This is a genomic window from Pseudomonas sp. GT1P32, assembly GCF_054897805.1.
Genome location: NZ_CM142704.1, coordinates 6454835 through 6479285 on the forward strand (window position 1 = coordinate 6454835; position 24451 = coordinate 6479285).

General features: G+C 60.9%; 19 protein-coding genes. 8 read left to right on the plus strand and 11 right to left on the minus strand.

Going from position 1 to position 24451, the window contains the following annotated elements:
* Nucleotides 1-74: 74 nt before the first annotated feature.
* The 6 genes from paaK to paaF form a co-directional block, all read right to left on the minus strand.
* On the minus strand, nt 75-1400 hold the full coding sequence (paaK, locus tag ACYZUC_RS29455; RefSeq protein ID WP_461992149.1) for a phenylacetate--CoA ligase PaaK: 1326 nt from the start codon (nt 1398-1400) through the stop codon (nt 75-77).
* A gap of 99 nt (nt 1401-1499) precedes the next feature.
* Nucleotides 1500-2711: a 3-oxoadipyl-CoA thiolase gene (gene pcaF / locus ACYZUC_RS29460; RefSeq protein ID WP_461992151.1), complete on the minus strand. Its 1212-nt coding sequence runs from the start codon at nt 2709-2711 to the stop codon at nt 1500-1502.
* Nucleotides 2704-3153: a hydroxyphenylacetyl-CoA thioesterase PaaI gene (gene paaI / locus ACYZUC_RS29465; protein ID WP_008025274.1), complete on the minus strand. Its 450-nt coding sequence runs from the start codon at nt 3151-3153 to the stop codon at nt 2704-2706. Before paaI ends, pcaF begins: the two co-directional genes overlap by 8 nt.
* The gene (paaH, locus tag ACYZUC_RS29470) at nt 3146-4663 is read right to left on the minus strand and encodes a 3-hydroxyacyl-CoA dehydrogenase PaaH (RefSeq protein ID WP_461992153.1); all 1518 of its coding nucleotides are present in this window, start codon (nt 4661-4663) and stop codon (nt 3146-3148) included. The genes paaI and paaH overlap by 8 nt, the downstream gene beginning before the upstream one ends.
* Nucleotides 4664-4666: 3 nt before the next feature.
* Nucleotides 4667-5458, minus strand: a complete 792-nt coding sequence (gene paaG, locus ACYZUC_RS29475; protein ID WP_008038297.1) for a 2-(1,2-epoxy-1,2-dihydrophenyl)acetyl-CoA isomerase PaaG — start codon at nt 5456-5458, stop codon at nt 4667-4669.
* Between the two features lie 50 nt (nt 5459-5508).
* Nucleotides 5509-6282 carry a 2,3-dehydroadipyl-CoA hydratase PaaF gene (gene paaF, locus ACYZUC_RS29480; protein ID WP_461992155.1) on the minus strand — a complete coding sequence of 258 codons (774 nt, stop codon included), beginning with the start codon at nt 6280-6282 and terminating at the stop codon, nt 5509-5511.
* 359 nt (nt 6283-6641) lie between these two features.
* Here paaF and paaY point away from each other — a divergent pair, with 359 nt between their 5' ends.
* From paaY to feaR, 3 genes are all read left to right on the plus strand, one after another.
* Nucleotides 6642-7238: a phenylacetic acid degradation protein PaaY gene (paaY, locus tag ACYZUC_RS29485; protein WP_008038299.1), complete on the plus strand. Its 597-nt coding sequence runs from the start codon at nt 6642-6644 to the stop codon at nt 7236-7238.
* Nucleotides 7239-7398: 160 nt separating this feature from the next.
* On the plus strand, nt 7399-8322 hold the full coding sequence (gene paaX, locus ACYZUC_RS29490; protein ID WP_008025283.1) for a phenylacetic acid degradation operon negative regulatory protein PaaX: 924 nt from the start codon (nt 7399-7401) through the stop codon (nt 8320-8322).
* A gap of 86 nt (nt 8323-8408) precedes the next feature.
* Nucleotides 8409-9323 carry a transcriptional regulator FeaR gene (gene feaR, locus ACYZUC_RS29495; protein WP_461992157.1) on the plus strand — a complete coding sequence of 305 codons (915 nt, stop codon included), beginning with the start codon at nt 8409-8411 and terminating at the stop codon, nt 9321-9323.
* Nucleotides 9324-9504: 181 nt separating this feature from the next.
* Here feaR and tynA read toward each other — a convergent pair whose 3' ends face one another.
* On the minus strand, nt 9505-11790 hold the full coding sequence (tynA, locus tag ACYZUC_RS29500) for a primary-amine oxidase (protein ID WP_461992159.1): 2286 nt from the start codon (nt 11788-11790) through the stop codon (nt 9505-9507).
* A 215-nt stretch (nt 11791-12005) separates the two neighbouring features.
* Between tynA and ACYZUC_RS29505 the strand changes: the two genes are divergently transcribed.
* The 3 genes from ACYZUC_RS29505 (at nt 12006) to ACYZUC_RS29515 (ending at nt 16072) form a co-directional block, all read left to right on the plus strand.
* Nucleotides 12006-12506 carry a sigma-70 family RNA polymerase sigma factor gene (locus tag ACYZUC_RS29505; protein WP_461992161.1) on the plus strand — a complete coding sequence of 167 codons (501 nt, stop codon included), beginning with the start codon at nt 12006-12008 and terminating at the stop codon, nt 12504-12506.
* Nucleotides 12507-12546: 40 nt separating this feature from the next.
* The gene (locus ACYZUC_RS29510) at nt 12547-13530 is read left to right on the plus strand and encodes a FecR family protein (protein WP_461992163.1); all 984 of its coding nucleotides are present in this window, start codon (nt 12547-12549) and stop codon (nt 13528-13530) included.
* Between the two features lie 97 nt (nt 13531-13627).
* On the plus strand, nt 13628-16072 hold the full coding sequence (locus ACYZUC_RS29515; RefSeq protein WP_461992165.1) for a TonB-dependent siderophore receptor: 2445 nt from the start codon (nt 13628-13630) through the stop codon (nt 16070-16072).
* A gap of 243 nt (nt 16073-16315) precedes the next feature.
* Here ACYZUC_RS29515 and ACYZUC_RS29520 read toward each other — a convergent pair whose 3' ends face one another.
* Nucleotides 16316-17467 carry an MFS transporter gene (locus ACYZUC_RS29520; RefSeq protein WP_461992167.1) on the minus strand — a complete coding sequence of 384 codons (1152 nt, stop codon included), beginning with the start codon at nt 17465-17467 and terminating at the stop codon, nt 16316-16318.
* 165 nt (nt 17468-17632) lie between these two features.
* On the opposite strand from ACYZUC_RS29520, the gene ACYZUC_RS29525 reads away from it, so the two are divergent.
* Nucleotides 17633-18625: a diaminopimelate epimerase gene (locus ACYZUC_RS29525; protein WP_461992169.1), complete on the plus strand. Its 993-nt coding sequence runs from the start codon at nt 17633-17635 to the stop codon at nt 18623-18625.
* Nucleotides 18626-18733: 108 nt separating this feature from the next.
* Here ACYZUC_RS29525 and codA read toward each other — a convergent pair whose 3' ends face one another.
* Complete coding sequence (gene codA, locus ACYZUC_RS29530) at nt 18734-19972, minus strand: cytosine deaminase (RefSeq protein WP_461992171.1); 1239 nt, start codon at nt 19970-19972, stop codon at nt 18734-18736.
* A gap of 269 nt (nt 19973-20241) precedes the next feature.
* Entirely contained in the window at nt 20242-21066 is an 825-nt protein-coding gene (locus ACYZUC_RS29535) for an alpha/beta fold hydrolase (RefSeq protein WP_461992172.1), read from the minus strand.
* Between the two features lie 152 nt (nt 21067-21218).
* Here ACYZUC_RS29535 and ACYZUC_RS29540 point away from each other — a divergent pair, with 152 nt between their 5' ends.
* Nucleotides 21219-23954, plus strand: coding sequence for a C2H2-type zinc finger protein (locus ACYZUC_RS29540; RefSeq protein ID WP_461992174.1), 2736 nt, complete (start codon nt 21219-21221; stop codon nt 23952-23954).
* Nucleotides 23955-24029: 75 nt separating this feature from the next.
* On the opposite strand, the gene queD is transcribed toward ACYZUC_RS29540, so the two are convergent.
* Nucleotides 24030-24386, minus strand: coding sequence for a 6-carboxytetrahydropterin synthase QueD (gene queD / locus ACYZUC_RS29545; protein ID WP_008025299.1), 357 nt, complete (start codon nt 24384-24386; stop codon nt 24030-24032).
* Nucleotides 24387-24451: the final 65 nt, after the last annotated feature.

The following is a 24451-nucleotide window of genomic DNA, read 5'->3' on the forward strand; positions in this document are numbered from 1 at the left end:
CCCGCTCCCACAGAATTCGTGCGCGCACACCCCAAAAAAAGCCCCGCAAAAGCGGGGCTTAAAGGGTGCAGCAGTCATGCTTTCGGGCGTTTGTCCATCACGTGACAAGCCTTGCCCTCAGAGCGCTTGATCGAATGCAGAGGCTGCAAAACAATTCGCGAACTGATCCCGATATACGTCTTGATGTGCTTGCTCAACTCACCACAAACAGCCTTCTGCTGCTCATCGCTCAAGTGCTGGTGTTCAGCCTTCAACTCGACATGCACATCCACGCTGTCCAGGTTCCCGTTGCGATACAGATGAATCTCATAACACTCTGAAAGCTGTTTGATTTTCAGCACCTGCTCCTCGATCTGCGTCGGAAACACGTTAACTCCGCGAATGATCAGCATGTCATCGCTACGCCCGGTGATCTTGTCGATCCGCCGCATCGGCCGCGCAGTCCCCGGCAGCAAACGCGTCAGGTCGCGGGAGCGGTAGCGGATCATCGGCAAGGCTTCCTTGCTCAGGGACGTGAACACCAGTTCGCCCATCTGCCCGTCCGGCAGCACTTCACCGGTGACCGGGTCGATGATTTCCGGGTAGAAATGGTCTTCCCAGATCGTCGGGCCGTCCTTGGTTTCGGCGCATTCCATGGCGACGCCCGGCCCCATGATTTCCGAGAGGCCGTAGATGTCCAGCGCGGTGATGCCCAAACGGTTCTCGATGGCGCTGCGCAGTTCGCCGGTCCACGGCTCGGCACCGAAGATGCCCAGGCGCAGGGCCAGTTTGTGCGGGTCGATGCCCTGACGCTCGATTTCATCGGCGATGTTGAGCATGTACGACGGCGTGACCATGATGATGTCCGGCTGGAAATCCTTGATCAGTTGCACTTGCTTTTCAGTCTGCCCGCCGGACATCGGAATCACCGTGCAACCCAGGCGTTCGGCGCCGTAGTGCGCGCCGAGACCGCCGGTGAACAGGCCGTAGCCATAGGAAATGTGCACTTTGTCGCCACGTCGGCCACCGGCTGCGCGGATCGAGCGCGCGACCACGTTGGCCCAGGTGTCGATGTCGTTCTGCGTGTAACCGACGACGGTCGGTTTGCCGGTGGTGCCGCTGGACGCGTGCAGGCGCACCACGTCCTGCATCGGCACGGCAAACATGCCGTAGGGATAGTTGTCGCGCAGGTCGGATTTGGTGGTGAACGGAAACTTCGCCAGGTCTTCCAGGGATTTGATGTCATCCGGGTGCACGCCCAGCGCATCGAAGCGCTGACGGTACAGCGGCACGTTTTTGTAGGCGTGGTTGAGGCTCCAGCGCAGGCGTTCCAGCTGGTGCTGACGGAGTTCGTCAATGCTGGCGGTTTCCAGCGGGTCCAGCACAGGATCAAGCACGGCTTTGGCAATTGGCATGTTCATAACTTCACTCGAATTATTTTTGTGTTTCAGCCCGGCCGCAGCCGGGCTTTGAGTGCATGCCCCAAGGATACCTCTAGGCTCCCCGGGAATCGCGATTCTTTAGTCGGACAAGCGCTCGATGATCAGCGCAATGCCCTGGCCGACGCCGATGCACATGGTGCACAAGGCGTAGCGGCCCTGACGTTCTTCCAGTTCGTGCAGGGCGGTGGTCACCAGCCGCGCGCCGCTCATACCCAATGGGTGGCCGAGGGCGATGGCGCCGCCATTCGGGTTGACCCGCGGGTCGGTGTCGCTCAAACCCAGTTCACGCAACACCGCCAGGCCTTGCGCGGCGAAGGCTTCGTTGAGTTCGATCACGTCCATGTCGGCGAGGCTCAGGTTGGCCAGTTCCAGCACTTTGCGCGTCGCTGGCACCGGGCCGATGCCCATGATGCGCGGCTCGACGCCGGCAGTGGCCATGGCCACAACCCGTCCGCGAGCTTTCAGGCCGTGGCGTTTGGCGACTGCCGGGCTGGCCAGCAACAGCGCGCAAGCGCCGTCATTGACCCCGGAGGCATTGCCGGCGGTGACGCTGCCACCTTCGCGAAACGGCGTGCCGAGTTTCTGCAACTGCTCAAGCGTGGTGTCGCCGCGTGGGTGTTCGTCATGCTCGACGACTTTGGCCGGGCCTTTGCGCTGCGGGATTTCCACCGCGACGATTTCCTTGGCCAAACGTCCGCTGACCTGAGCCGCGCCGGCACGTTGCTGGCTGCGCAGGGCGAAGGCGTCCTGGTCGGCGCGGGAGATGTTGAACTGCTCGGCGACGTTCTCGGCGGTTTCCGGCATCGAGTCGATGCCGTAGGTTTTTTTCATCAGCGGATTGACGAAGCGCCAGCCGATGGTGGTGTCGTAGACCTGCGCATCCCGGGAGAAGGCCTGTTCGGCCTTGCCCATGACCAGCGGCGCGCGGGACATCGATTCGACGCCGCCGACCAGCATCAGCCCGGCTTCGCCGCAACGAATTGCCCGCGCTGCGGTGCCGATCGCATCCAGCCCGGAACCGCACAAACGGTTGAGCGTGGTGCCCGGCACGCTGACCGGCAACCCGGCCAAAAGCGCCGACATGCGCGCGACGTTGCGGTTGTCTTCGCCGGCCTGGTTGGCGCAGCCGTAGATCACATCATCCACGGCATTCCAGTTGACCTGCGGGTGGCGGCGCAGCAGTTCGCGCAACGGCACTGCACCGAGGTCGTCGGCGCGTACGCTGCTCAAGGCACCAGCGTAGCGGCCGATCGGGGTCCGCACGGCGTCGATGATCAAGGCGTCATTCATTCGGGGTCTCCTGCGCGAGCACAGCGCCGCGCACTTTGTAGGATTTGCCATGGAACAGCGCGATCAGCTGGCCCAGTTGGTTTTCAATGCGCACGTCGTAGTTGCCGGTGCGACCGGAGCGGCTCTGCTCGGTGCAATCGGCGGTCAAGGTGTCGCCCAGGCGTGCCGGGGCGATGTAGTCGATGCTGCAACCGATGGCCACGGTGGCTTCGTTGTAGCTGTTGCAGGCAAAGGCAAACGCCGAGTCGGCGAGGGCGAACAGGTAACCGCCGTGGCAGGTGCCGTGGCCCTGAATCATGTCGGCGCGCACGCTCATGCCGACGCGGGCGCAGCCCGGTGCCGCCGAGAGCAGACGCATGCCCATCGCCTGGCTCGCGGCGTCGCGCTTGAACATCGTTTGCGCGCAGTTGCTGGCCAGGTTCATTGCTTCGTGATTAGTCATGGAACGTCCTCCCTTCAGCGACGCGGCGGCGCAACAGCAGCGACGGTCGATAGCGTTGTTCGCCGTAGCTCGTTTGCAGGTTTTCCAGCACGTTGAAGATGTGCGCGAGGCCAATGGCGTCGGCCCAGGCCAGCGGGCCTTGCGGGTAATTGACGCCGGCGCGCATCGCCAGATCGATGTCGGCGGCCGAGGCCACGCCCTGCAGCACGGCGTCGGCGGCTTCGTTGGCGAGCATCGCCACCGTGCGCAACACCGCGAGCGCCGGGCTGTCGGTGAGTTGGCTGACGGTGAATCCAGCGCGTTGCAGCAGTGCGACGCCGTGTTCGAGTGCCGAAGGGGTGGTGTCTGCCGAGCAACTGATGGCGATGCGGCTGGCCTTGCCGTAGTCGAAGGCCAGGTCCAGCAGGATCAGATTGCGCAGCCCGTCTTCTTTCGCCCGCTGACAGGCCATGCGTCCGTCGCTAAGCGCCAGCACGGCATCGCCGACTTTCAACAGGCCTTGGCCATCGCGCTGAATGACGTTGATCTGATGTTCGCGCAGGCGCGCAATCAACGCGTTGGCGATGCCGAGATCACCTTCCACGACGCAGGTTTCAACCGGGTGATCGCTGCTGATAGACGTTGGCTGCGGCCGCTCGGCGCCTTCGGCATAACGGTAGAAGCCATGGCCGCTTTTGCGACCCAGGCGTCCGGCGTCGACCAATTCCTTCTGAATCAGCGAAGGCAGGAAACGTGTGTCACCGTAATAGGCGTCAAACACCGAACAGGTCACGGCATAGTTGACGTCATGACCGATCAGGTCGGTCAGCTCGAAGGCCCCCATCGCAAAACCACCGGCCTCGCGCATCAGCGCATCCAGCGTCGGGCAATCCGCCGCGCCTTCCTGCAGCAGGCGCAGGCTTTCGGCGTAGAACGGGCGGGCGACGCGGTTGACGATAAAGCCCGGTGTCGAGCGAGTGTGTACGGGTTTTTTGCCCCAGGCTTTGGCGGTGTCGTACAGGCACTCGGCCAACGCCGGATCGCTGGCCAGCCCGGAAACGATTTCCACCAGCGCCATGACCGGCGCCGGGTTGAAGAAGTGCAAACCGAGCAAACGTTGCGGATGGTTCAACTGCGCGGCGATGCTGGTGATCGACAGCGACGAGGTGTTGCTCGCCAGAATGCAGCGCTCACCGCAGATGCCTTCCAGTTGGCGAAAGAGCGCGCGTTTGACCTCAAGGTTTTCGACGATGGCTTCGATGATCAACTCGCACTCGGCCAGCGCTTCGATGGCTTCCACGGCCTGCAGGCGCGCAATCGTTGCGCTGCGCGACTCGGCGGACAGTTTGCCGTTCTCGACCCGTTTGCCCAGTTGTCGATCAATGCCTTCAATGGCCTGGGCCGCAGCGTCGGGGCGATTGTCCAGCAGCAATACCGGATGACCGGCCTGCGCCGCGACCTGGGCAATGCCTGCGCCCATGGCCCCGGCGCCGATCACCGCGATACGCGCATTAGTGTTCAGTGCGGTCATGACTCAGCGCCCCTTGAAACTTGGGCTGCGTTTTTCCATGAAAGCGCTGACGCCTTCACGGTAATCCTCGCTGCGCCCGGCCAGGCGTTGCAGGTCTTTTTCCAGCTCCAGCTGTTCGTCGAAGGTGTTGCTCAGGCTGGCGTTGAGGCTGCGCTTGATCAGCGCCAGGCCGTACGTCGGTTGCGTGGCCAGATGGCGGGCGAGGGTCAGGGCTTCATTGCGCAATTCCGCGTCATCCACAACGCGGTAGATCAACCCCCATTGCTCGGCTTGCTCGGCGCTCAGGCGATTGCCGAGCAAGGCGAGCGCCTTGGCGCGGGCCATGCCGACCAGGCGCGGCAAGGTCCAGGTGCCGCCGGAATCCGGGATCAAACCGATCTTGCAGAAGGCCTGGATGAAGCTCGCCGAACGCGCTGCCAGGACCAGATCGCAAGCCAGTGGAATGTTGGCGCCAGCGCCGGCCGCCACGCCGTTGACCGCGCAGATCACCGGCAGCGGCAGATCGCGCAATTGGCGGATCAGCGGGTTGTAGAACTTCTCGATGGACTCGCCCAGATCCGGCACGGCGCTGCCCGGCGCGACATTGCGGTCGCTGAGGTCTTGCCCGGCGCAGAAGCCGCGACCTTCACCGGTCAGCAGCAGTACGCGCACATCCGGGTTCTGCCGAACCTGCTTGAGCGCTTCCTTCACTTCGCCGTGCATCTGCGTATTGAAGCTGTTGAGTTGGTCCGGGCGATTGAGGCTCAGCAGGGCAACGCCGGCCTCGATGGAAAACAGGATGTGTTCGAAGTTCATGGTCTTGGCGTTCTCTGGGAGGTCGTTCGAATTCGTTATCGATGGCCGAATTACTGGCCAGTGAAGGTCGGCGTGCGCTTTTGCTGAAAGGCCGCGATGCCTTCGTCGCGGTCGCGGGTGCCGGCCAGCACGGTGAAGGCGTGGCGCTCGAAACGCAGGCCGCTGGCGAGGTCGGTGTCCATCGCCTTGAGCAGCGCTTCCTTGGCCAGGCGCACCGCCAGCGGTGCTTTAGTGGCAATGCTGCGAGCGATCTGCAGCGCACGTTCGACGGTGAATTCCGGTTGGGTTACTTCGCTGACCAGCCCGGCGCGCTGGGCCTGGCGGGCGTCGATCGGCTCGCCGGTCAGGACCATCTGCATGGCCATGGATTTGCCAACGGCGCGCAGCAAACGTTGAGTGCCGCCGGCGCCGGGCATGATCCCGAGGTTGATTTCCGGCTGGCCGAAACGTGCGTCTTCACCGGCGATGATGATGTCGGCGTGCATCGCCAGTTCGCAGCCACCGCCGAGGGCGAAGCCGTTGACGGCGGCGATCAGCGGTTTGTTGAAGCGGGTGATGGTTTGCCACGACGCCTGGCGCGGGTCGTCGAGGATGCCGACCAGATTACGTTCGGCCATTTCCTTGATGTCGGCGCCGGCCGCGAAGGCTTTGCGGCTGCCGGTCAGGACCACGACACGGGTCTCGTCATCGGCTTGCGCGGCCATCAGTTCGTCCGCCAGTTCACCCAGCAATTGGGTGGTCAGGGCATTCAACGCTTGCGGACGCTGCAAGGTAATCAGGCGGACGCCCGGTTCGAAGAGTTCGACAGCAAGGGTTAGAGGCATGGCGGATGCCCTCACGGTGCACGCTCGGCTGTAATGCCGGCTCATTATTGGATCGGCGCTTAGGCCGGTTTTGCCGGAGTATACCTATAACGTGATACGTAAATGCAATACAAAAATAGATTTAATGTGTCCTATGGTCGGGTTTGTGGTTTTATGTCTTTGGTTTGAATGGCTTTGATCAAGCGCTGGATACGCCTGTTTTATTGGTTTTAGCCGGGGTTTTGTCGTCTGAATAGGCGCGGTGGGCCATTGGCTTTATAAGTGATACGGTTTTTGTTCTTTGTTAATGCAAAAGTGATGTGATACAAAATGAGTCTGCATCGGCATCGCTTTGTGAACGCTCTATAAGGAAACGCCCCATGACCTGCTACAGCCTCGATGGCCTGACTCCGGTGGTTGACCCCAGCGCTTACGTTCACCCGTCCGCCGTGCTGATCGGCGACGTGATCATCGGTCCCCATTGCTACGTCGGTCCGCTGGCGAGTCTGCGCGGTGATTTCGGCCGGATCGTGCTGGAGGAGGGCGCCAATCTGCAGGACACCTGCGTGATGCACGGTTTTCCGGACAGCGACACCGTGGTCGAGCGCAACGGCCATATTGGCCATGGCGCGGTGTTGCACGGCTGCCGGATTGGCGCCGACGCGTTGGTGGGCATGAATGCGGTGGTGATGGACAATGCGCGCATCGGTGCTCGCTCATTCGTCTCGGCGGCGGCCTTCGTCAAGGCCGGTTTCGAAGGCCCCGAGCAGTCGCTGATCATGGGCGCGCCGGCCAGCGTCAAGCGCAGCCTCAGCGATGAAGAGGTGTCGTGGAAGCAGGCGGGCACTCGCGAGTATCAGCAACTCGCCAAGCGCTGCCTGGAGCAGATGCAAGTCTGCGAGCCGCTGACCGAACCAGAGCCCGACCGTCCACGTATCAGCGACAGCGGCCTGCGGCCAAAAGGCAGTTCTCTGTGAAAGTTGTTCCCCTGTAGGAGCGAAGCTTGCTCGCGAAGGTGTGTCAGTCGACAGCCCTTTAGCTGACACACCTTCGCGAGCAAGCTTCGCTCCTACAGGATTTGCAATTAACCGGCGGACATTCGGTATATTCCTTTTCTTTTTTCAGCTCGGTACGCCCATGTCGTCCCTGACACCCTTGAACCATCTGATTACCCGTTTCCAGGAACAGACGCCGATCCGCGCCAGCTCCTTGATCATCACGCTGTACGGGGATGCCATCGAACCCCACGGCGGCACGGTGTGGCTGGGCAGCCTGATTCAGTTGCTCGAGCCCATCGGCATCAACGAACGGCTGATCCGCACCTCAATTTTTCGCCTGACCAAGGAAGGCTGGCTGACCGCCGAAAAAGTCGGGCGTCGCAGCTACTACAGCCTGACCGGCGCCGGCCGTCGGCGTTTCGACAAAGCCTTCAAGCGGGTCTACAGCTCCACCGTTCCGGCCTGGGACGGTTCGTGGTGCCTGGTGATGCTCACGCAACTGACCCAGGACAAGCGCAAACAAGTGCGCGAAGAACTGGAGTGGCAAGGTTTTGGTGCGATCTCGCCCGCCGTGCTGGCCTGCCCGCGCAGTGATCGGGCCGACGTCAACGCGACCTTGCTCGACCTGGGTGCCCAGGAAGACACCATCGTCTTCGAAACCACCGCACAAGACGTGCTCGCCTCCAAGGCCCTGCGTTTGCAGGTGCGCGAGAGCTGGAACATCGAGGAACTGGCGGCCCATTACAGCGAGTTCATCCAGCTGTTCCGACCGCTCTGGCAAGCGCTTCGCGAGCAGGAAAACCTGCAACCGTCGGACTGCTTCCTGGCACGGGTCCTGCTTATTCACGAGTACCGCAAACTGCTGCTGCGTGACCCGCAATTGCCGGACGAGCTGTTGCCCGGCGATTGGGAAGGACGCGCCGCCCGCCAGTTGTGCCGCAACATTTACCGGCTGATCTACGCCAAGGCCGAAGAGTGGTTGAACACTGCACTGGAAACTGCCGATGGTCCGTTGCCGGACGTGGGTGAAAGCTTTTATCGGCGCTTTGGCGGGCTTAAATAACCCGTCTGTTTCCGAGGGAGCGGCACTGTTCAGGAGAACCCGTGGATTGGCGTAGATAATAAAAACAAGCCTGCGTGAGGCCCGACATGATTTCTTCAATTGCACAGCGCCGTGATGGCTTCGATCAGTGGATTCATCAGATCAACCAGATCTGTGGCGCCTTCAATGCGCAACCCCTGGGCGATGAGTTTGCCGGACAGATCCGCGAGCACCAGGACGGCGCGCTGAAGCTCAGTTTTGTCGATGCCCGCCAGGCACGGCTGTACCGAACGCCTCACGAAGTGGCGGCGGGCGAGGACGGTAAATACTTTGCGGTGTTTCAGCTCGATGGCACCGCCGGCATGGCTCAGGGCGACAGCAAGGTGTTGCTGTCGGCCGGGGATATCACGCTGATCGACGCCTCGCGCCCCAGCGACTTTACCTACAGTGAAAACTCCCGGCAGCTGTCATTGATTCTGCCGTCGCAACTGGTCGAGCAAACCCTGCGCTTCAATCAGGTCCAGTGCGGTCACCGGATCGCCGCGACATCCCCCATCGCGATGCTTTCGCACCGTTTGATTCTGGACGCCACGCACCAGCAATGCCTGAGCCGGGCAGAAAGCGAAGCGACGCTGGAGGCGATTGTCAGCCTGCTGCGCCCGGCCATCAGCCACAGCGAAGCATGCGCGGACGTGCATGAGCGCCTCTTTCGCAAGACCCTGGGCTTCATCGATGAGCACATCCGCTCGGAAGACCTCTGCCCCGAATGGCTGGCGCGCGAGGTCGGAATGTCGACGCGTGGTTTGTACCGGATGTTTGCCAAGAAGGGATTGGTGGTGGCGCGGTACATCAAGAATCGGCGCCTGGATTTGTGCGCGGAGTCCCTGCGCCAAACGCGTACCGAGCAGAAGTTGTCGGTGCTGGGGTATTCGTGGGGCTTTTCTGATTCGAGCTACTTCTCCACCGCGTTCAAATCGCGCTTCGGCATTTCGCCCGGCGAGTACCGCAAAAAACACGCCTGACTGAATTGCTTTTGTAGGAGCCCGGCTTGCCGGCGATGGCGGCTATGAGATTGCCATCGCCGGCAAGCCGGGCTCCTACAGGTTTATGTCAGCCCACAATCCGGAGCGTCCCCGCGATCTGTAGGAGCTGGCTTGCCAGCGATGGCGGCCGTGAGATCGCCATCGCCGGCAAGCCGGGCTCCTACTTTGCGTTGAGGTTCAACGTCGGCGTCTCATCGAAGAAGTTCCACGGCTTCAACAGCACATGCACCCACTCGGTCGGCATGATCGGCCATTCTTCGGCACGGGCGATGTGCGTGGTGCCGGTGGTCAGCCAGACCACGTCATCGCTGTTTTCAATGGACTGGTTGTCGTGGGTGAACTGCCCAAGCCCCGCATCCTTGTCCGAGCGGTTCGGGTATTTGCCTTCCGGGTACTTTTCTTCCGGGTTGTAGCGCGTCACCCACAGCTGTTTGTCCATGAAACTCAGGCGGTGATAGAGCCATTCGTCCTTGCCGAAATTGGCACCCTTGGCCACCGGGTGCGTGCCGCCGGCATACGGAATCAACTGATAGGAAACCGGGTTGCCGACTTTGTTTTCCTTGCTGGTATTGGTCAGCAGGCGAACAGTCGACGGGTCGAATTTCTGCGCGGCTTGCTGCTCGGTGCCGACGACTTTGGTTTCGGTCTGCATCGTGCTGGTGCGCGGCCCGCCACGGTCGTTCGGGGCAACCACCGGGTTCACTTCCACCAGCGAGTTGTTCTCACCGTCGACGTCCATGTCCAGGCGGAAGTTGTAGATGTGCTGGTGCGTGGTGCCGACGATGTTGTGGTCCAGCAGGGTGCCGTAGCGCGTGTCTTCCTTGGCGGTGGCTTCGTGCATGGTTTTCGATTTGACGCCCTTGACCGCTTCGATACCGGTGGCGCCGGCGTCGATGCCAATGGTGCCGTTTTGCTGGAAGACCCAGTCGAAAATGTAGTCGTAGTTACCAACGGTGCTGATCCAGCGCACCACCAGTTCGCGACGCTCGGTACTGAGATTGGGCTGGCCCATTTCCTGGTGTTTGTATTCCGGGCCGGCGTAGCGCTCGAACACCGCCATGGCGCGGGGAATTGAAGTCGGGGCGCCGGTGTAGTCGGCAATGGTGGCGTCCAGCAGCACGGCGTTTTCCGGAGCATCTTTACCGCGTGCAATCGGCGAGGTCAGCGTGCCCATGCCGTAATCGCCCGAGTCGAGATAAGCCTTGAAGTACCAGCCGCCATCCGGATCGCCATAAGGCACGATCATGCCGCCCAGCGAGCCTTCGTACATGATTTTGCGTTTCTTGCCCTTGTCGTCATAGGTGACGGTGGACAGGATCGGGCCGACCCGCGAGTCGAGGCGAACGTGGAAGTCCCAGTTCTGCCAGTGAATGCTGTTGCCGGTGATGGTGTAGTTTTTGCCTTCGGGCTCGGTAATCTCCAGCGGCTTGACCGACGTGCCCTTACGCCCGCGTCCGTCGTACGGCGTCGATTTCATCGGCACCGGAATGACCGCGTCGTCTTCGATCTTGATCAGTTTTTTCTGCTCCAGATCGACAATCGCCACCAGCCCCTCGATCGGGTGCGCCCAATAGTTGCCGTCACCGGTATTCAGATAGCTGACGATTTTCAGCAGGCGCTTATCCTGCGCCAAGCCGTCCTTGCCGTCGAAGTAACCGACCGTCAACGGCGTGGCCACCACCTTCTTCACATCGCTGATACCGCGTTTGGTCAGCGCCTGCGCATACTCGGGGCTCGCTTCAATCGCCGATTGCACCGTCGCGAAGTCATCCAGCAAGACCATGCCGTGGGCGCCTTCAATCGGCTTCCACGATTTGAGCGTCTTGCTGTCGAGATCGACCAGGCCTTCAACCACATGCTTGCCGTCGAGCACCACGATGTTGGCCTGACGTGGTTGGGCGACGTTTTGCCCGCTGTAGACGAAATTCCACACCTGATCCTTCGGTGGCTCGTTGACCGAGACTTCGGTGAAACGGAAACCGGGTTTGTAGTGCTCCGATTGCTTGATGATCTCGACAGCGGTCTTGATCTCATCCGCGCTCAGCGGGTTGAGCGGGTTAGGGCGCGTCTCGACGACAAAGGTCTTGTCCAGGCCGGACTGGAACACCTGATTGATGAAGTCCTTGGACATGAAGGCAGTCTTGCCCTTGAACACCACCGGCACGCTCAGCTCCATCCGTTTGCCGTTGAGCATGGCAACCTTGCTGCCCGGTTTGACCTTGAGATAAACGCCGTCCTTGGCAATCACGAACAGGTCGGCGTAGTCGTCCCATTTCACCGAGGCACCAAACTCCTCAAGGCCCGCTTGCAGCGGCACCATCTCGGCGTGCCCGCCATGGGCCTGAGCGGTGCCCGCCCAGTAAGGCAGGCCAAGCGTGCCCAGGCTGATGGCCAGCGCGAGGCGGGCGAGGGGTTTTCTTTTCAGTGAGGCAAAGGAGGTGAACATGTCTGAATTCCTGGACGAACGCCGGTGACTGGCATGACTGCACTTTGCTACAGCTTGTGGCTAGCTTCTTTTGGATGCCTGCCAGAATCCTTTGGCTGTGTGCCTAAATCAACTTTTCTCGTTGACGAATGGCGGCGAGGCGCTTGTCTGGAATCCATTGCTTCCAGTTAATAGGAAGCATTACTATTCACGCCCCGTCATCACAGCACACCGCAATGACCCCCAAGTTGCCCCGCAGACACGGCTTTTTCGAGCATTACGAAGAGTTGGTTGGCACCTGGACCCGTCGCCTGAGAAATCGTCAGCAGGCCGAGGATCTAGCCCACGACACTTTCGTGCGGGTGCTTGAGTCCGATTCGGCGGCGGTGCAGCAACCCCGGGCGTACTTGCACCAGACTGCGCGCAACATCGCGGTGGATGGTTATCGGCGTGAGAATCGGCGGGGCGCCATGGAGTCGGAGGCGATTGATCACAGTGTGTCGTCGTCCGGCGACCCGGAGCATTTCATGCATGCGATCCAGTTGGCTGATTCCATTGAACGGGCGCTTACCGAGTTGCCGGTCAACTGTCGCAAGGTTTTTGTGTGGCAGAAGATCGAAGGGCTGACCCAGGCTGAAATCGCCGAACGCCTGGGACTGTCCAAGAACATGGTGGAAAAGTATATGATCCGCACCCTGCGGCATCTGCGCGACCGCCTTGACGGTTTGCAACCATGATCGGCCGTGCACTCTCTTCCCCAGCCAAACAGGAACTTCCATGATGGATACTCGTGATTGCGCGTGCGGGCAAACGACGGTTCGCGATGAGGCGGCGCAGTGGTTTGTGCGTTTGCAGGAGCCGGCCATTGACGTCGAAGAGCGCCAGCGTTTCGAGCGCTGGCTGAACGAGCACCCTCAGCACCGCGACGAATTTCAGTTGCTTCAGGGCCTGTGGACAGCCGCCGACCTGGTGCCGCGTGCGCGACTGCAAGCCTTGTGCGAAACCCCGCCGGCACGCAGCAAACGTCGGCCGCTGGTGCGTTATGCGGTGGCGGCCAGTGTGGTGGCCGTGGCGCTGGGCCTGGGCCTGTTCAGCGGTTTGAATCAACCGTCGCCTTACACCGCCGAGTATTCGACAGCATTGGGCGAGCGTCGCCAGGTGGCGCTGCCGGACGGTTCGGTGATCGACCTGAACAGCCGCAGTCGTCTTCAGGTGCGCTTTGAAAAAGGCCAGCGCGGCATCGAGTTGACGCAAGGCGAGGCGATGTTCAGCGTTGCGCACGACAGCGATCGGCCATTCGTGGTCGAGGCGGGCAGCGGCAAGGTCACGGTCACCGGCACGCGCTTCGATGTGCGTCGCGGCACCCGTGACACCCGGGTCGTGGTGGAGCAGGGCACGGTCAGGGTTCAGGGGCGCGGCGCGGCGGACAATGAGTTCGTCAGCCTTACCGCTGGCCTCGGCACGCGCATTGATGCCCAGGGCAAAGTGGCCGCGGCCTATGCGGTCAACCCTGCGGAATTGACGGCCTGGCGCAACGGCAAACTGGTGTTCAACAACGCCAGCCTGGCCGAAGTGGCCGAGGAAGTGTCGCGTTATCGGGACAAACCACTCACCGTCGGCAACGACACAGTGGGCAATCTGCGCCTGACCAGCGTGTTCAAATCCGACAACACCGACGCGCTGCTCAAGGCCTTGCCGACCATCTTGCCGGTGGCCGTGCGCACCCTCGATGACGGCAGTCAGGAAATAATTTCAAAATAGATTCAGGTTTTTTTCGAGTTCATCGTCTTCTAGTCCAACTGCAACTGGTTTGCATTAACAGGCGCACACTCTTGCGATCCACAGGACTACGTTCGACGTGAAAAAAACCACCGCTAAAAACAACAACTCCCTTTGGTTGCCGCTGGCCCTTGCCCTGGCGGTCAACGCTGCGCTGCCCCAGGCCTTTGCCGCCGATGCCATTCACATCCCGGCGCAACCCTTGGGTCAGGCGCTGAGCGAGCTCGGCCAGCAAACCTCGTTGCAGGTTTTTTTCAGTCCTGAACTGGTCGCCGGCAAGCAGGCCCCGGCGGTGGATGGCAACCTTTCGCCGGAACAGGCCTTGCGCCAATTGCTGCAGGGCAGCGGTCTCGAGTATCAGATCGACGAAGGTTCGGTGACCCTGACGCCGGCTCCGGCTCCGGCTCCGGCGCCGACTTCCGCCGCCAATGGCCCGCTGGAATTGGGCGTGACCGACATCAAGGTCGTTGGTGACTGGCTCGGTGACGCCGATGCCGCCGTGGTGCAGAACCACCCCGGCGCCCGCACGGTGATTCGCCGCGAAGCCATGGTCGAGCAAGGCGCGATGAACGTCGGCGACGTGTTGAAGCGCGTGCCCGGTGTGCAAGTGCAGGAGGCCAATGGCACTGGCGGCAGCGATATCTCCCTGAACGTCGGCGTGCGCGGCCTGACTTCGCGCCTGTCGCCACGCTCCACGGTGCTGATCGACGGCGTGCCGGCCGCATTCGCACCGTATGGCCAGCCGCAGCTGTCCATGGCTCCGATTTCCTCGGGCAACCTCGACAGCATCGACGTGGTGCGCGGTGCCGGTTCCGTGCGCTACGGGCCGCAGAACGTCGGCGGTGTGATCAACTTCGTGACCCGCGCAATCCCGGAAAAGGCCTCCGCCGAAATCGGCACCACCCTGGAAACCTCCAAGCACGGTGGCTGGAAGCACATCGACACGGCGTTTGCCGGTGGTACGGCGGACAACGGCATTGGCGTGGCGCTGTTGTACTCGGGCGTGAACGGCAACGGTTACCGTGAGCGCAACAACGGCAACGACATCGACGACGTGCTGCTCAAGACCCATTGGGCGCCGACCGATGTCGACGATTTCAGCCTCAACCTGCATTACTACGATGCCAGCGCGGACATGCCCGGCGGCCTGACCCAGAAGCAATACGACGCCGATCCGTTTCAGTCCGACCGCAACAACGACAACTTCAGCGGACGCCGCAAGGACGTTTCGTTCAAGTGGGCGCGGCAGATTGATGACCGTACTCAGGCAGAAGTGCTGACCTACTACTCCGACAGCTTCCGTGGCAGCAACATCGCCGCCCGCGACCAGAAGACTATCGGCTCGTTCCCGCGTACCTATTACACCTTCGGCATCGAACCGCGGGTGTCCCATGTGTTCGACGTCGGCCCAACCACCCAGGAAGTCAGCGTCGGTTATCGCTACCTCAAGGAAGGCATGCACGAACAGGCGACCCGTCTGGAGCTGAACAAGAGCAACGAGCCCGTCGTGACCAAGGCCTCGGACGGCCATGTGTACCAGGACCGCACCGGCGGCACGGAAGCCAACTCCGTTTACCTCGACGACAAGATCGACGTCGGCAACTGGACGATTACACCTGGCATCCGTTTCGAGCACATCAGCACCGACTGGCATGAGCGCCCCGGACGCGATGCCGATGGCAAGCGTGTGACAGAGAAGAATCGCAGCATCGAAAGCAACGAGCCGCTGCCGGCCCTGAGCGTGATGTATCACATTTCCGATGCCTGGAAACTGTTCGCCAACTACGAGACTTCGTTCGGCAGCCTGCAGTATTTCCAGCTCGGCCAGGGCGGTACGGGTGACAGCACCGCCAACGGTCTGGAGCCGGAAAAAGCCAAGACCTACGAGGTCGGCACGCGCTACAACGATGACGTCTGGGGCGGCGAAGTGACGCTGTTCTACATCGACTTCGATAAAGAGTTGCAGTACATCAGCAACGATGCGGGCTGGACCAACCTCGGCGCGACCACGCATCAGGGCATCGAGACGTCGGTGCACTACGACATGGCGGCACTGGACCCACGGCTCGACGGTCTGACCGCCAACGCCGGTTTTACCTACACGCGTGCCGTGTATGAAGGGGAGATTCCAGGCTTCAAGGGCCGTGACCTGCCGTTCTATTCGCGCCAGGTCGCGACTGCCGGCTTGCGATATGACATCGACCGCTGGACCTACAACGTCGATGCGTTTGCCCAGTCCAAACAACGTTCGCCGGGCGTTGCCGTGAATTCCAACGGCAGCTTCACCAACAACTACATCACCGAAGGCACTGCCGACGGTCAGTACGGCGACATTCCCGGTTACGTCACCTGGAACGTGCGGGGCGGTTATGACTTCGGCGCGCAGCTATCGAACCTTAAAGTCGGCGCCGGGGTGAAAAACATCTTCGACAAGCAGTACTTCACCCGCTCCAGCGACAACAACTCGGGCATGTACGTCGGCGCACCGCGCACGTTCTTCGTGCAGGCCAGCGTCGGGTTCTGATAGACCGAGTCGCCTGCATCGCCGGCAAGCCGGCTCCTACAAGATCGCCGGCGTGCACAGAATCTGTGTTCGCTGGAGATCCCTGTAGGAGCGAGGCTTGCCCGCGAAGATGGCTGTCCAGTCGATAGAAATGGCGCCTGACCCACCGCTTTCGCGGGCAAGCCTCGCTCCTACAGTTGTTTCGCACATAGATAGTGTGTGCACTGAAGATCCTTGTAGGAGCTGGCTTGCCGGCGATGCTTTTCAGGCCTTCAACACCTTCCCGCCAATGGCAACCGCCACCAGCAACACCGCCATCAGCCCAAAGGCAAAACTCAAACTGCTGCCGTGGGCGATGAACCCGATCACCGCCGGCCCCGCCAGAATCCCCGCGTAACCCAGCGTCGTAATCGCCGGCACGGCAATGCTTTCGGGCATGACCGTCTGCTTGCCCACTGCGGTGTACAGCACCGGCACGATATTCGAGCAACCCGCGCCCAGCAGCGCATAACCCACCAGCGCCATCTCCCAGCTCGGTGCGAACGTCGCCAGAAACAGACCGGCAGCGGCCGTCAGCCCACCGAACACGATCACCCGTGTCGCGCCGAGGCGTCGGACGATCTTGTCACCGGTCAACCGCCCGGCCGTCATGGTCAGCGCGAACGCTGCATAACCCAATCCCGCATAGGCCGTGTCGATCCCGCGCTCCTGCGCCAGGAATACCGCGCTCCAGTCCAGCGCCGCGCCCTCGGCAAGGAACACGATGAAGCACATACCGCCGATAAACAGCACGATGCCGTGGGGAATGGCAAAGGCCGGCCCGGAACTTTCGCTGCCGTAAGGCAACAAGTGCGGCGCGGCTTTGCACAGTGCGATCAGCAGCAGCACGATCACCACCAGCATCGCCCCCAACGGAGAAACCCCGAAACCGAGCAGGGCACTGACGCCCGCCGCCCCGACAATCCCGCCGAGGCTGAACAGCCCGTGGAAGCCCGACATCATGGTCTTGCCGCTGGCGCGCTCGACGATCACCGCTTGCAGGTTCACCGTCGAATCCACCGTGCCGAGGCCCGCGCCGAACATGAACAAGGCCGCAATCAGCGCCGGGACCGAGGACACCGTCGCCAACAGCGGCAGCGCCAGACAGATCAACAACGTACCGCCCGTCAACACGCGTCGGCAGCCAAAACGCGTGGCCAGCAGGCCCGCCATCGGCATCGCCAGAATCGAGCCCACCCCGAGGCACAACAGCAGCAAACCGAGGGTGCCTTCATCCAGCCCGGCCCGGGCCTTGGCGTAAGGCACCAACGGCGCCCACGCGGCAATCCCGAAACCGGCGATGAAAAAGGCAATGCGCGTGGACATCTGTTCCAGGCGTCCGGGCACGAAAGTGGTGGGCGTGTTGAGGTTGGTCATATCGATCCTTGGCAAAAAACGTCGCGTCCCCAAGGGACAGTGACTCACCCATGAGGTTCGATCAGCGTCCGGACGGTTTCGCGGTCAGGCAGGGTGACATCCTTGCACAGCCCGTCGCGGTTTCGCGATATGTTGCACGCCTGCGATGTTTACACGGGAGGCGCCATGACGCCGTTCTACGATGCTCGAGGCAATATCTACGCGGTAGTGGCGCCGGATGCAGTGCGCCGCGAAGGGATCGATTTAGCTGAACAGGCCAGTCTGGCGGCGCAAACCCGCACGACTTGGGCATTGTCGGCCATCGAGGCGTTCTGTGCCTGGGCGCCGGGCACGCAACCGCCCGGCAGCAAGGACCATCGCTGCGACGGTCTGCTGGTCGGCCCGTTTCAAACGTCGCCGCCGTTCGATCTGTTGATCGTCAACACCGACGGCACCCTGGCCGAGCGCAGTGGCAACGGGCTGACGATTTTCTCCCAGGCGCTCAGCGACCAAGGGCTGTTTCCGGAAAGCGCGGCGTGTGTGCTCAGGGTTCATCACGACAAGGCCGACACGCCTTCGCCCGGTGAAACATCGGTGACCTGCGCGCAGGTCGAGGGTGTGCAGGGTTTCTGGCTGGATCTGGGCAAACCGGCGTTCGGACCCGAGGCGGTCAGTGCTCAAGGGGTGACCGATGTGGCATTCAACGGTCGTGAGCTCAGCCACGTTCAACCGCTGTCGGCGCTGGATCCCGCCTGGTCGCGCAGCCAGTTCGTGCGGGTCGGCAATCCGCATTGCGTAACGCTTGTGGACGATGCCGAGGCATTGCCGGCCAATGAGCGGATGCGCGAAGCGCGATTGTCCGAAGGGTTGACGCGCATTGCCTACGCGATGCCGACCGGGGCAGGGCGACCGTGCCCGGCGGGGGTTAATTTGCAATGGGCGATGCGCGAGACAGAGGGGCGAATTGCTGCTCGGGTTTTTGAACGTGGGGAAGGGCCGACGGCGTCGTCCGGTACCAGTGCGAGTGCGGTGGCGTGTGCGGCGTGGCGAGTGGGTTGGGTGGTGGCGGGTGAGGTGAAGGTGGTGATGCCTGGTGGGACGGCGCCGATTTTGTTGGAGGAAACAGATGGGGAATTGAGTCGGGTCAGTTTGTTTGGTACGGCGCGGTTGATGGGTTGAGTTTGAGATTGCCTTCGCGGGCAAGCCTCGCTCCTACAAGGTCGGCGCAAACCTGTAGGAGCGAGGCTTGCCCGCGAAGGCGTCAGCCCCGTCACTACATAAGTCCGCTCAGCCCGGAAACTCCACCACCGGCATCTCCCGCTTCATCAACACCTTCCCATCACGAACCGAATACAGCGGCAAGCCCTGACTGCGGATCACCTCGTAATCGCTGTCCGCCGACAGAATCAGCAAATTCGCCGGCCGCCCGCGCTCAAGTCCATACCGATCCCCCAGGTTCATCGCCCTGGCGCTGTTGTCGGTGACCAGGTCCAGCGCACTTTGCAGGTTGCGATACCCGAGCATGTGACAGATGTGCAGACCCGCTTCGAGTACCCGCAAAATGTTGCCGTTACCCAGCGGATACCACGGGTCGACGATCGAATCCTGGCCGAAGCACACGTTCATCCCCGCTTCGAGCAATTCATTCACTCGGGTGACGCCACGACGTTTTGGAAAGTTGTCGTAGCGCCCTTGCAGGTGAATGCTTTCGGTGGGGCAAGAGACAAAACTGATCCCCGAATGCCCGAGCAGGCGAAACAGTTTGGCGCAGTACGCGTTGTCGTAGGAGCCCATGGCCGTGGTGTGGCTGGCCGTGACCCGCGAGCCCATGTCGCGGCTGCGGGCTTCTTCGGCGAGCACTTCAAGAAACCGCGAGTGCGGGTCATCGGTTTCATCGCAATGCACGTCCACCAGGCAACCGGTGCGTTCGGCGAGGTCCATCAGGAACTTCACTGAACTCACGCCCTGATCGCGGGTGTATTCGAAATGCGGAATCCCGCCGACCACGTCCGCGCCCATGCGGATCGCTTCTTCCATCAGTTCACGACCGTTGCGGTACGACTCGATGCCTTCCTGGGGGAAGGCGACGATTTGCATGTCGATCAGGTGCCGGCTTTCCTCGCGCACTTCGAGCATCGCCCTCAGCGCCGTCAGCTGCGGGTCGGTGACATCGACATGGGTGCGCACATGCTGGATGCCGTGGGCGGCGAGGGCCTGGATGGTTTTCCTGGCGCGGGTCTTGGTGTCTTCCTCGGTGATCGTCACCTTGCGCTCGCCCCAGCATTCGATGCCTTCGAACAGCGTGCCGCTCATGTTCCAGCGCGGTTCGCCGGCGGTGAGCGTGGCGTCGAGGTGGATGTGCGGTTCGACGAAGGGCGGCACCACCAGGTTGCCGCCGGCGTCCAGATCATCGGGGCCCAGGGTCGGCGCTTCGGTCTGACGGGCAATATTGCTGATCAGGCCGTTTTCCAGGTGCAACTCATGCAGGCCTTCTTGGTTGCGCAGGCGGGCGTTGATGATGTGCATCAGGCGAATCCTTTTGGAGATCTTGTAGTAGTGCGTTGGCGCGTCAGTTATAGACATTAGCGCGGCAACGGAAATCGAGCATCGGACAGATGTGCACTTTGACCACGGCAGCGAAAGAAAAACGCCCGCCATTGATCGGGACCAACTGAAGAAACACAGTCCTTTGTAGGAGCCGGCTTGCCGGCGATCACGGTATGACAGGCAACATATGTGCCGACTGACACTCCGCCATCGCCAGCAAGCTGGCTCCTACAAGGAATCGGGTGTTTTCAGGGGGATTTGGGGAGAAAACGCAGCAGCGCGGCAACGATGGCTTCGGGTGCATCTTCCTGAACCAGATGCCCGGCATTGGGGATTGGGTGAAACTGCGCCCCCGCAATCATCTGCTGCAGCGCGCGGCCACGCTCGATGGGAATCCACTGATCATCCTCGCCCCACAGAATCTGCACCGGGCAACGAATCGTCGGGTACAGCCCCTCGACCTCACGGGTATAGCGCTGATCCATCTGCGCGATCTGCCGGTAAAACGCCGCTTGCCCCGGATCGCCCAGCCACGGCTGCACGTAAGGCGCGAGTTCATTGTCGGGGATGTCGCGCTTGATCGCCCCTCGAACATAGGCCGACACAATCGCCCGCTGAATGTAATCGGGCACGCCGCTGAACGCCGCTTCATGCTGACGCACCTGCTGCACGAACGGCGAGCCCCATGGCGTCAACGCCACTGGATCGATCAGCGTCAGGCTGCGGTAGTTCTTGCCGTTCAGCAGATGTGCGCGCAGCACCGTCGCGCCACCGAAATCGTGGGCCACCACATCCGGGCAATCCAGACCCCAATGCTCCAGCAGTTGCGTCAACAGCTCGTTCTGCACCCCCAGCGACACATCGCCCTCGACCTTCTCGGACAGCCCATAACCCAGCAGGTCGAAGTAATGCACCCGGTGCGACGTGATGAAGTGCGGCGCAATCCGGTGCCACACATAAGAAGAGAACGGCGTGCCATGCACGAACACCAACGGCGGGCCGTCGCCACGCACGGCGTAACGGACGGAATGCCCGTTGAAGCGATAGGTTTGAGCCAGCGGCCAGTCAGTCATGGGGACGTCCTCTTGGCGGGTGCAAGCGAAAAAGCATAGGCATAAAAAAACCGCTCGTCCCGGCAGTTTTTTTGATCTGTCGGATCAGCGGGACGAATACCTGTGATTTGTGACAGTAGACGGTTGTTGACGGCGGATGATATCCAGAGCCCATGGACAACCTCAGCCTGCATCACGGAACGCCCACACTGGCGGTTATCGACCCGCGCGGCCTGGCTGTGCGCAGCTTGACGTACTGGCGTGGGGAGAGTGGGCAAACGCCGCAGGTGCGGGTGACGCGGCAGGTGTTCGATACGGCGGGAAGGGGGATTGAGCAACGGGATGCGCGGTTGTCCGCGCCGGCGTTGAGTCATCGTTTCACCCTGACCGGCAAGGTGTTGGCGACGGACAGTGTCGATGCCGGTTGGCGGGTGTTGTTGCTCGGGCAAGCGGATGAGGTCTTGAGCGGATGGGACAGTCGGGGGGCTCGGCAGGATACGCAGTACGATTCGTCGCTGCGTCCTGTTGCCATAAGAGAGCTGGAACGGGTTGTGGAGCGCTTTGAATACGGCAGTGCCGGGGCCGGTTTTGATGCTGCCAATCAGTGCGGCCGAGTGATTCGCCACGACGATCCGACGGGCACGCGGCACATGCCGGCGTACGATCTGCGGGGGTTGGCGCAAAGTGAAATCAGCCACTTTCTGGCCACCCTCGATCCGCCGGATTGGCCGCTGGACTGCGCCGCACGCGATTGCTTGCTGGAAGCTGATCCCGGGCTTGCAAGCCATTGGGCCTATACCCCGTCGGGCGATTTGCTCAGCCTCACCGACGCCAAAAAACACCGTCGTCACTTCACCTACACCGTGGCCGGGCAGCTCAAGGAAGGCTGGTTGCAACCGGCGAACAGCGCTGCGCCCGGACAATGCCTGGTGCACGACATCCGCTATAACCCTGGCGGAAAAGTCGAACGGGAAACCGCTGGCAATGGCGTGGTCACCGAGGCGCAGTACGCGCTTGATGACGGGCGTCTGCTGCGCTTGTGCGCCGGGTTGCCGAACACCGCGCCGCTGCAAGACCTGCGATACAGCGTCGACCCGCTGGGCAACATCCTCCAGATCGACAATCACGCCCTACCGGTCCGTTACCACAACAACCAGCGCATCGACGGCCAATGCACCTACGGCTACGACACGCTGGGTCAGTTAACCCACGCCAGCGGCTGGGAAGCCGAGCGCCCATCGATGTATCCCGACACTGCGTATCGCGCCTCGGCAAATCCCAACGCGGTGGTTAACTATCGCGAAGAATACGACTACGACGCGGGTGGCAACCTGACCGAACTGCGTCACCTTGGCGTCCAGCCGTTTACCCGGCGTTGGGCCATTGACCCGAACAGCAACCGCAGCCTGCTCAAGGACGACACTCCGCCGGATTTCGCCCGCCATTTCGACGCCAACGGCAACCTGCAATATTTGCAGCCTGGCCAAGCCATGACCTGGGATGTGCGCAACCAGTTGTCCAGCGTGTCACCGGTGGTGCGCGAAGACGAAGACGACGACACCGAATGCTACCTCTACGGTGGCGGGGGCAAACGCCTGCGCAAAGTCCGCACCGCACTGGCCGCCGCCCGCACCGTGATTGCCGAAGTTCGCTACCTGCCGGGGCTGGAGATCCATCATCGTCCGGGCGGCAAGCAGCATGAAGTGCTCGACCTGGAGGCCGGACGCAATCGGGTGAAGTGGCTGCACGGCGCCGATGCGCCCGACCACTCGTTGCGTTACCACCTGACCGACCATCTCGGGTCCGGGACGCTGGAATTGGATGAACACGCCAGGGTGCAGAGCCGGGAAGAGTTTTACCCGTTTGGCGGCACGGCTTGTGAAAACCACAGCGATCAGAGCGGTGCATACAAAACCATTCGCTATTCGGGCAAGGAACGGGATGCGACCGGGTTGTATTACTACGGTTATCGCTACTTTGCGCCGTGGTTGTGCCGATGGATCAACCCGGACCCGGCGGGGGCGGTGGATGGGTTGAATTTGTATTGTTTTGTGGGGAATTCGCCGGTGGGGAGAGTGGATCGGGATGGGCGGATGTGGAGCGGACATGAATCATTGTTTGATGAGGACCTTCAAGAGTCTTCAGAAACGCCGCCACACATGCTCATAGCGTTGGCGATGGCTGGTGCAGGCGACTTGCGTGAAATCATCGTTAATCCGGAGGATTTAGACTCGCAGGATTCGTTGGCTGGTCTGTATAGAGCGCCAGTAGAAGGTGAAGAGGCACAGCGTGCTCACTCATTTTTGGGCGTCACATCATCACCTATGTTGGCTGAGCCCACTAGTTCTCACGATCTCATGTCTTCCTCGGCGGTTTTGCCAGTTTCAGATAGAAGTTTTTCCTGTCCCACCTGTGGTAAGACTTTTTCTCTGAATTCCCTGCTCACTCGACATATCCGATCGCATGACGAAAAAAATTTTAGATGTATCACATGTAACAAATTTTTTTCTCGAAAGGATGCACTAACGAGACACGAGAAATCACATTCCTCTGGTAGCCAATTCAGCTGTACTGCGTGCAGTAAAAAATTTAGTTCTAAAGACTCTTTGGCAAGGCATGAGAAAATGCACTCTGACAATAAGATTTTCGTATGCACTATCTGTGGGGAAGATTTTAATAGGGGTGACACCTTGGCAACGCATATAAATACACATAGTACAGTTAAGTCTTTTGAATGCAGTACATGTAACGAGAAATTTGCTTTAAAGGGGGCCTTGACCAGGCATATGAAAATTCACTCTATTGACCGACCGCATTCATGCAAAGAATGTGGTCAGACGTTTGCACGGAAGGACCATCTCAACAGGCACGTGAAGACCCACATATCTGTAAGTGCAAACAGGTTGTGAGAGTGGATAGGATGCTAAATCCTAATAAATTAGGTAAAAAACCACCGATCTCGGTGGTTTTTTTGATCTATCGACTTATTCGCCGCGATAGATGCAACCGCTAGTACAAGTCTCATGAATCCGAATCGCACTAAGCTCCGGCAACAACGGCTTCAACTCAACCCAGATCCACTTCGCCAACACTTCACTGGTCGGATTCTCCAACCCCGGAATGTCATTCAGATAGTTGTGATCCAACCGCTCATACAACGGCTTGAAGATCGCCTTGATCTCGGAGAAGTCACGAATCCAGCCGGTATGCGGATCAAGATCGCCACTCAAATGAATCGCCACTTTGAACGAGTGACCGTGCAGGCGGCCGCACTTGTGGCCTTCCGGGACGTGGGGCAGGCGGTGGGCGGATTCGAAGGTAAATTCTTTGAAGATTTCCACAGTGGTTTCAGCTCTGTCAGGTGGCGATCGCCGCAGCGATGTGGGCAGGCGGCGAGTTTAACAGT

Excerpts from the sequence above, each read along its gene's own strand:
- paaK (WP_461992149.1), bottom strand. The coding sequence starts at position 1,400 with ATGAACATGCCAATTGCCAAAGCCGTGCTTGATCCTGTGCTGGACCCG.
- pcaF (WP_461992151.1), bottom strand. The coding sequence starts at position 2,711 with ATGAATGACGCCTTGATCATCGACGCCGTGCGGACCCCGATCGGCCGC.
- paaI (WP_008025274.1), bottom strand. The coding sequence starts at position 3,153 with ATGACTAATCACGAAGCAATGAACCTGGCCAGCAACTGCGCGCAAACG.
- paaH (WP_461992153.1), bottom strand. The coding sequence starts at position 4,663 with ATGACCGCACTGAACACTAATGCGCGTATCGCGGTGATCGGCGCCGGG.
- paaG (WP_008038297.1), bottom strand. The coding sequence starts at position 5,458 with ATGAACTTCGAACACATCCTGTTTTCCATCGAGGCCGGCGTTGCCCTG.
- paaF (WP_461992155.1), bottom strand. The coding sequence starts at position 6,282 with ATGCCTCTAACCCTTGCTGTCGAACTCTTCGAACCGGGCGTCCGCCTG.
- paaY (WP_008038299.1), top strand. The coding sequence starts at position 6,642 with ATGACCTGCTACAGCCTCGATGGCCTGACTCCGGTGGTTGACCCCAGC.
- paaX (WP_008025283.1), top strand. The coding sequence starts at position 7,399 with ATGTCGTCCCTGACACCCTTGAACCATCTGATTACCCGTTTCCAGGAA.
- feaR (WP_461992157.1), top strand. The coding sequence starts at position 8,409 with ATGATTTCTTCAATTGCACAGCGCCGTGATGGCTTCGATCAGTGGATT.
- tynA (WP_461992159.1), bottom strand. The coding sequence starts at position 11,790 with ATGTTCACCTCCTTTGCCTCACTGAAAAGAAAACCCCTCGCCCGCCTC.
- ACYZUC_RS29505 (WP_461992161.1), top strand. The coding sequence starts at position 12,006 with ATGACCCCCAAGTTGCCCCGCAGACACGGCTTTTTCGAGCATTACGAA.
- ACYZUC_RS29510 (WP_461992163.1), top strand. The coding sequence starts at position 12,547 with ATGATGGATACTCGTGATTGCGCGTGCGGGCAAACGACGGTTCGCGAT.
- ACYZUC_RS29520 (WP_461992167.1), bottom strand. The coding sequence starts at position 17,467 with ATGACCAACCTCAACACGCCCACCACTTTCGTGCCCGGACGCCTGGAA.
- ACYZUC_RS29525 (WP_461992169.1), top strand. The coding sequence starts at position 17,633 with ATGACGCCGTTCTACGATGCTCGAGGCAATATCTACGCGGTAGTGGCG.
- codA (WP_461992171.1), bottom strand. The coding sequence starts at position 19,972 with ATGCACATCATCAACGCCCGCCTGCGCAACCAAGAAGGCCTGCATGAG.
- ACYZUC_RS29535 (WP_461992172.1), bottom strand. The coding sequence starts at position 21,066 with ATGACTGACTGGCCGCTGGCTCAAACCTATCGCTTCAACGGGCATTCC.
- ACYZUC_RS29540 (WP_461992174.1), top strand. The coding sequence starts at position 21,219 with ATGGACAACCTCAGCCTGCATCACGGAACGCCCACACTGGCGGTTATC.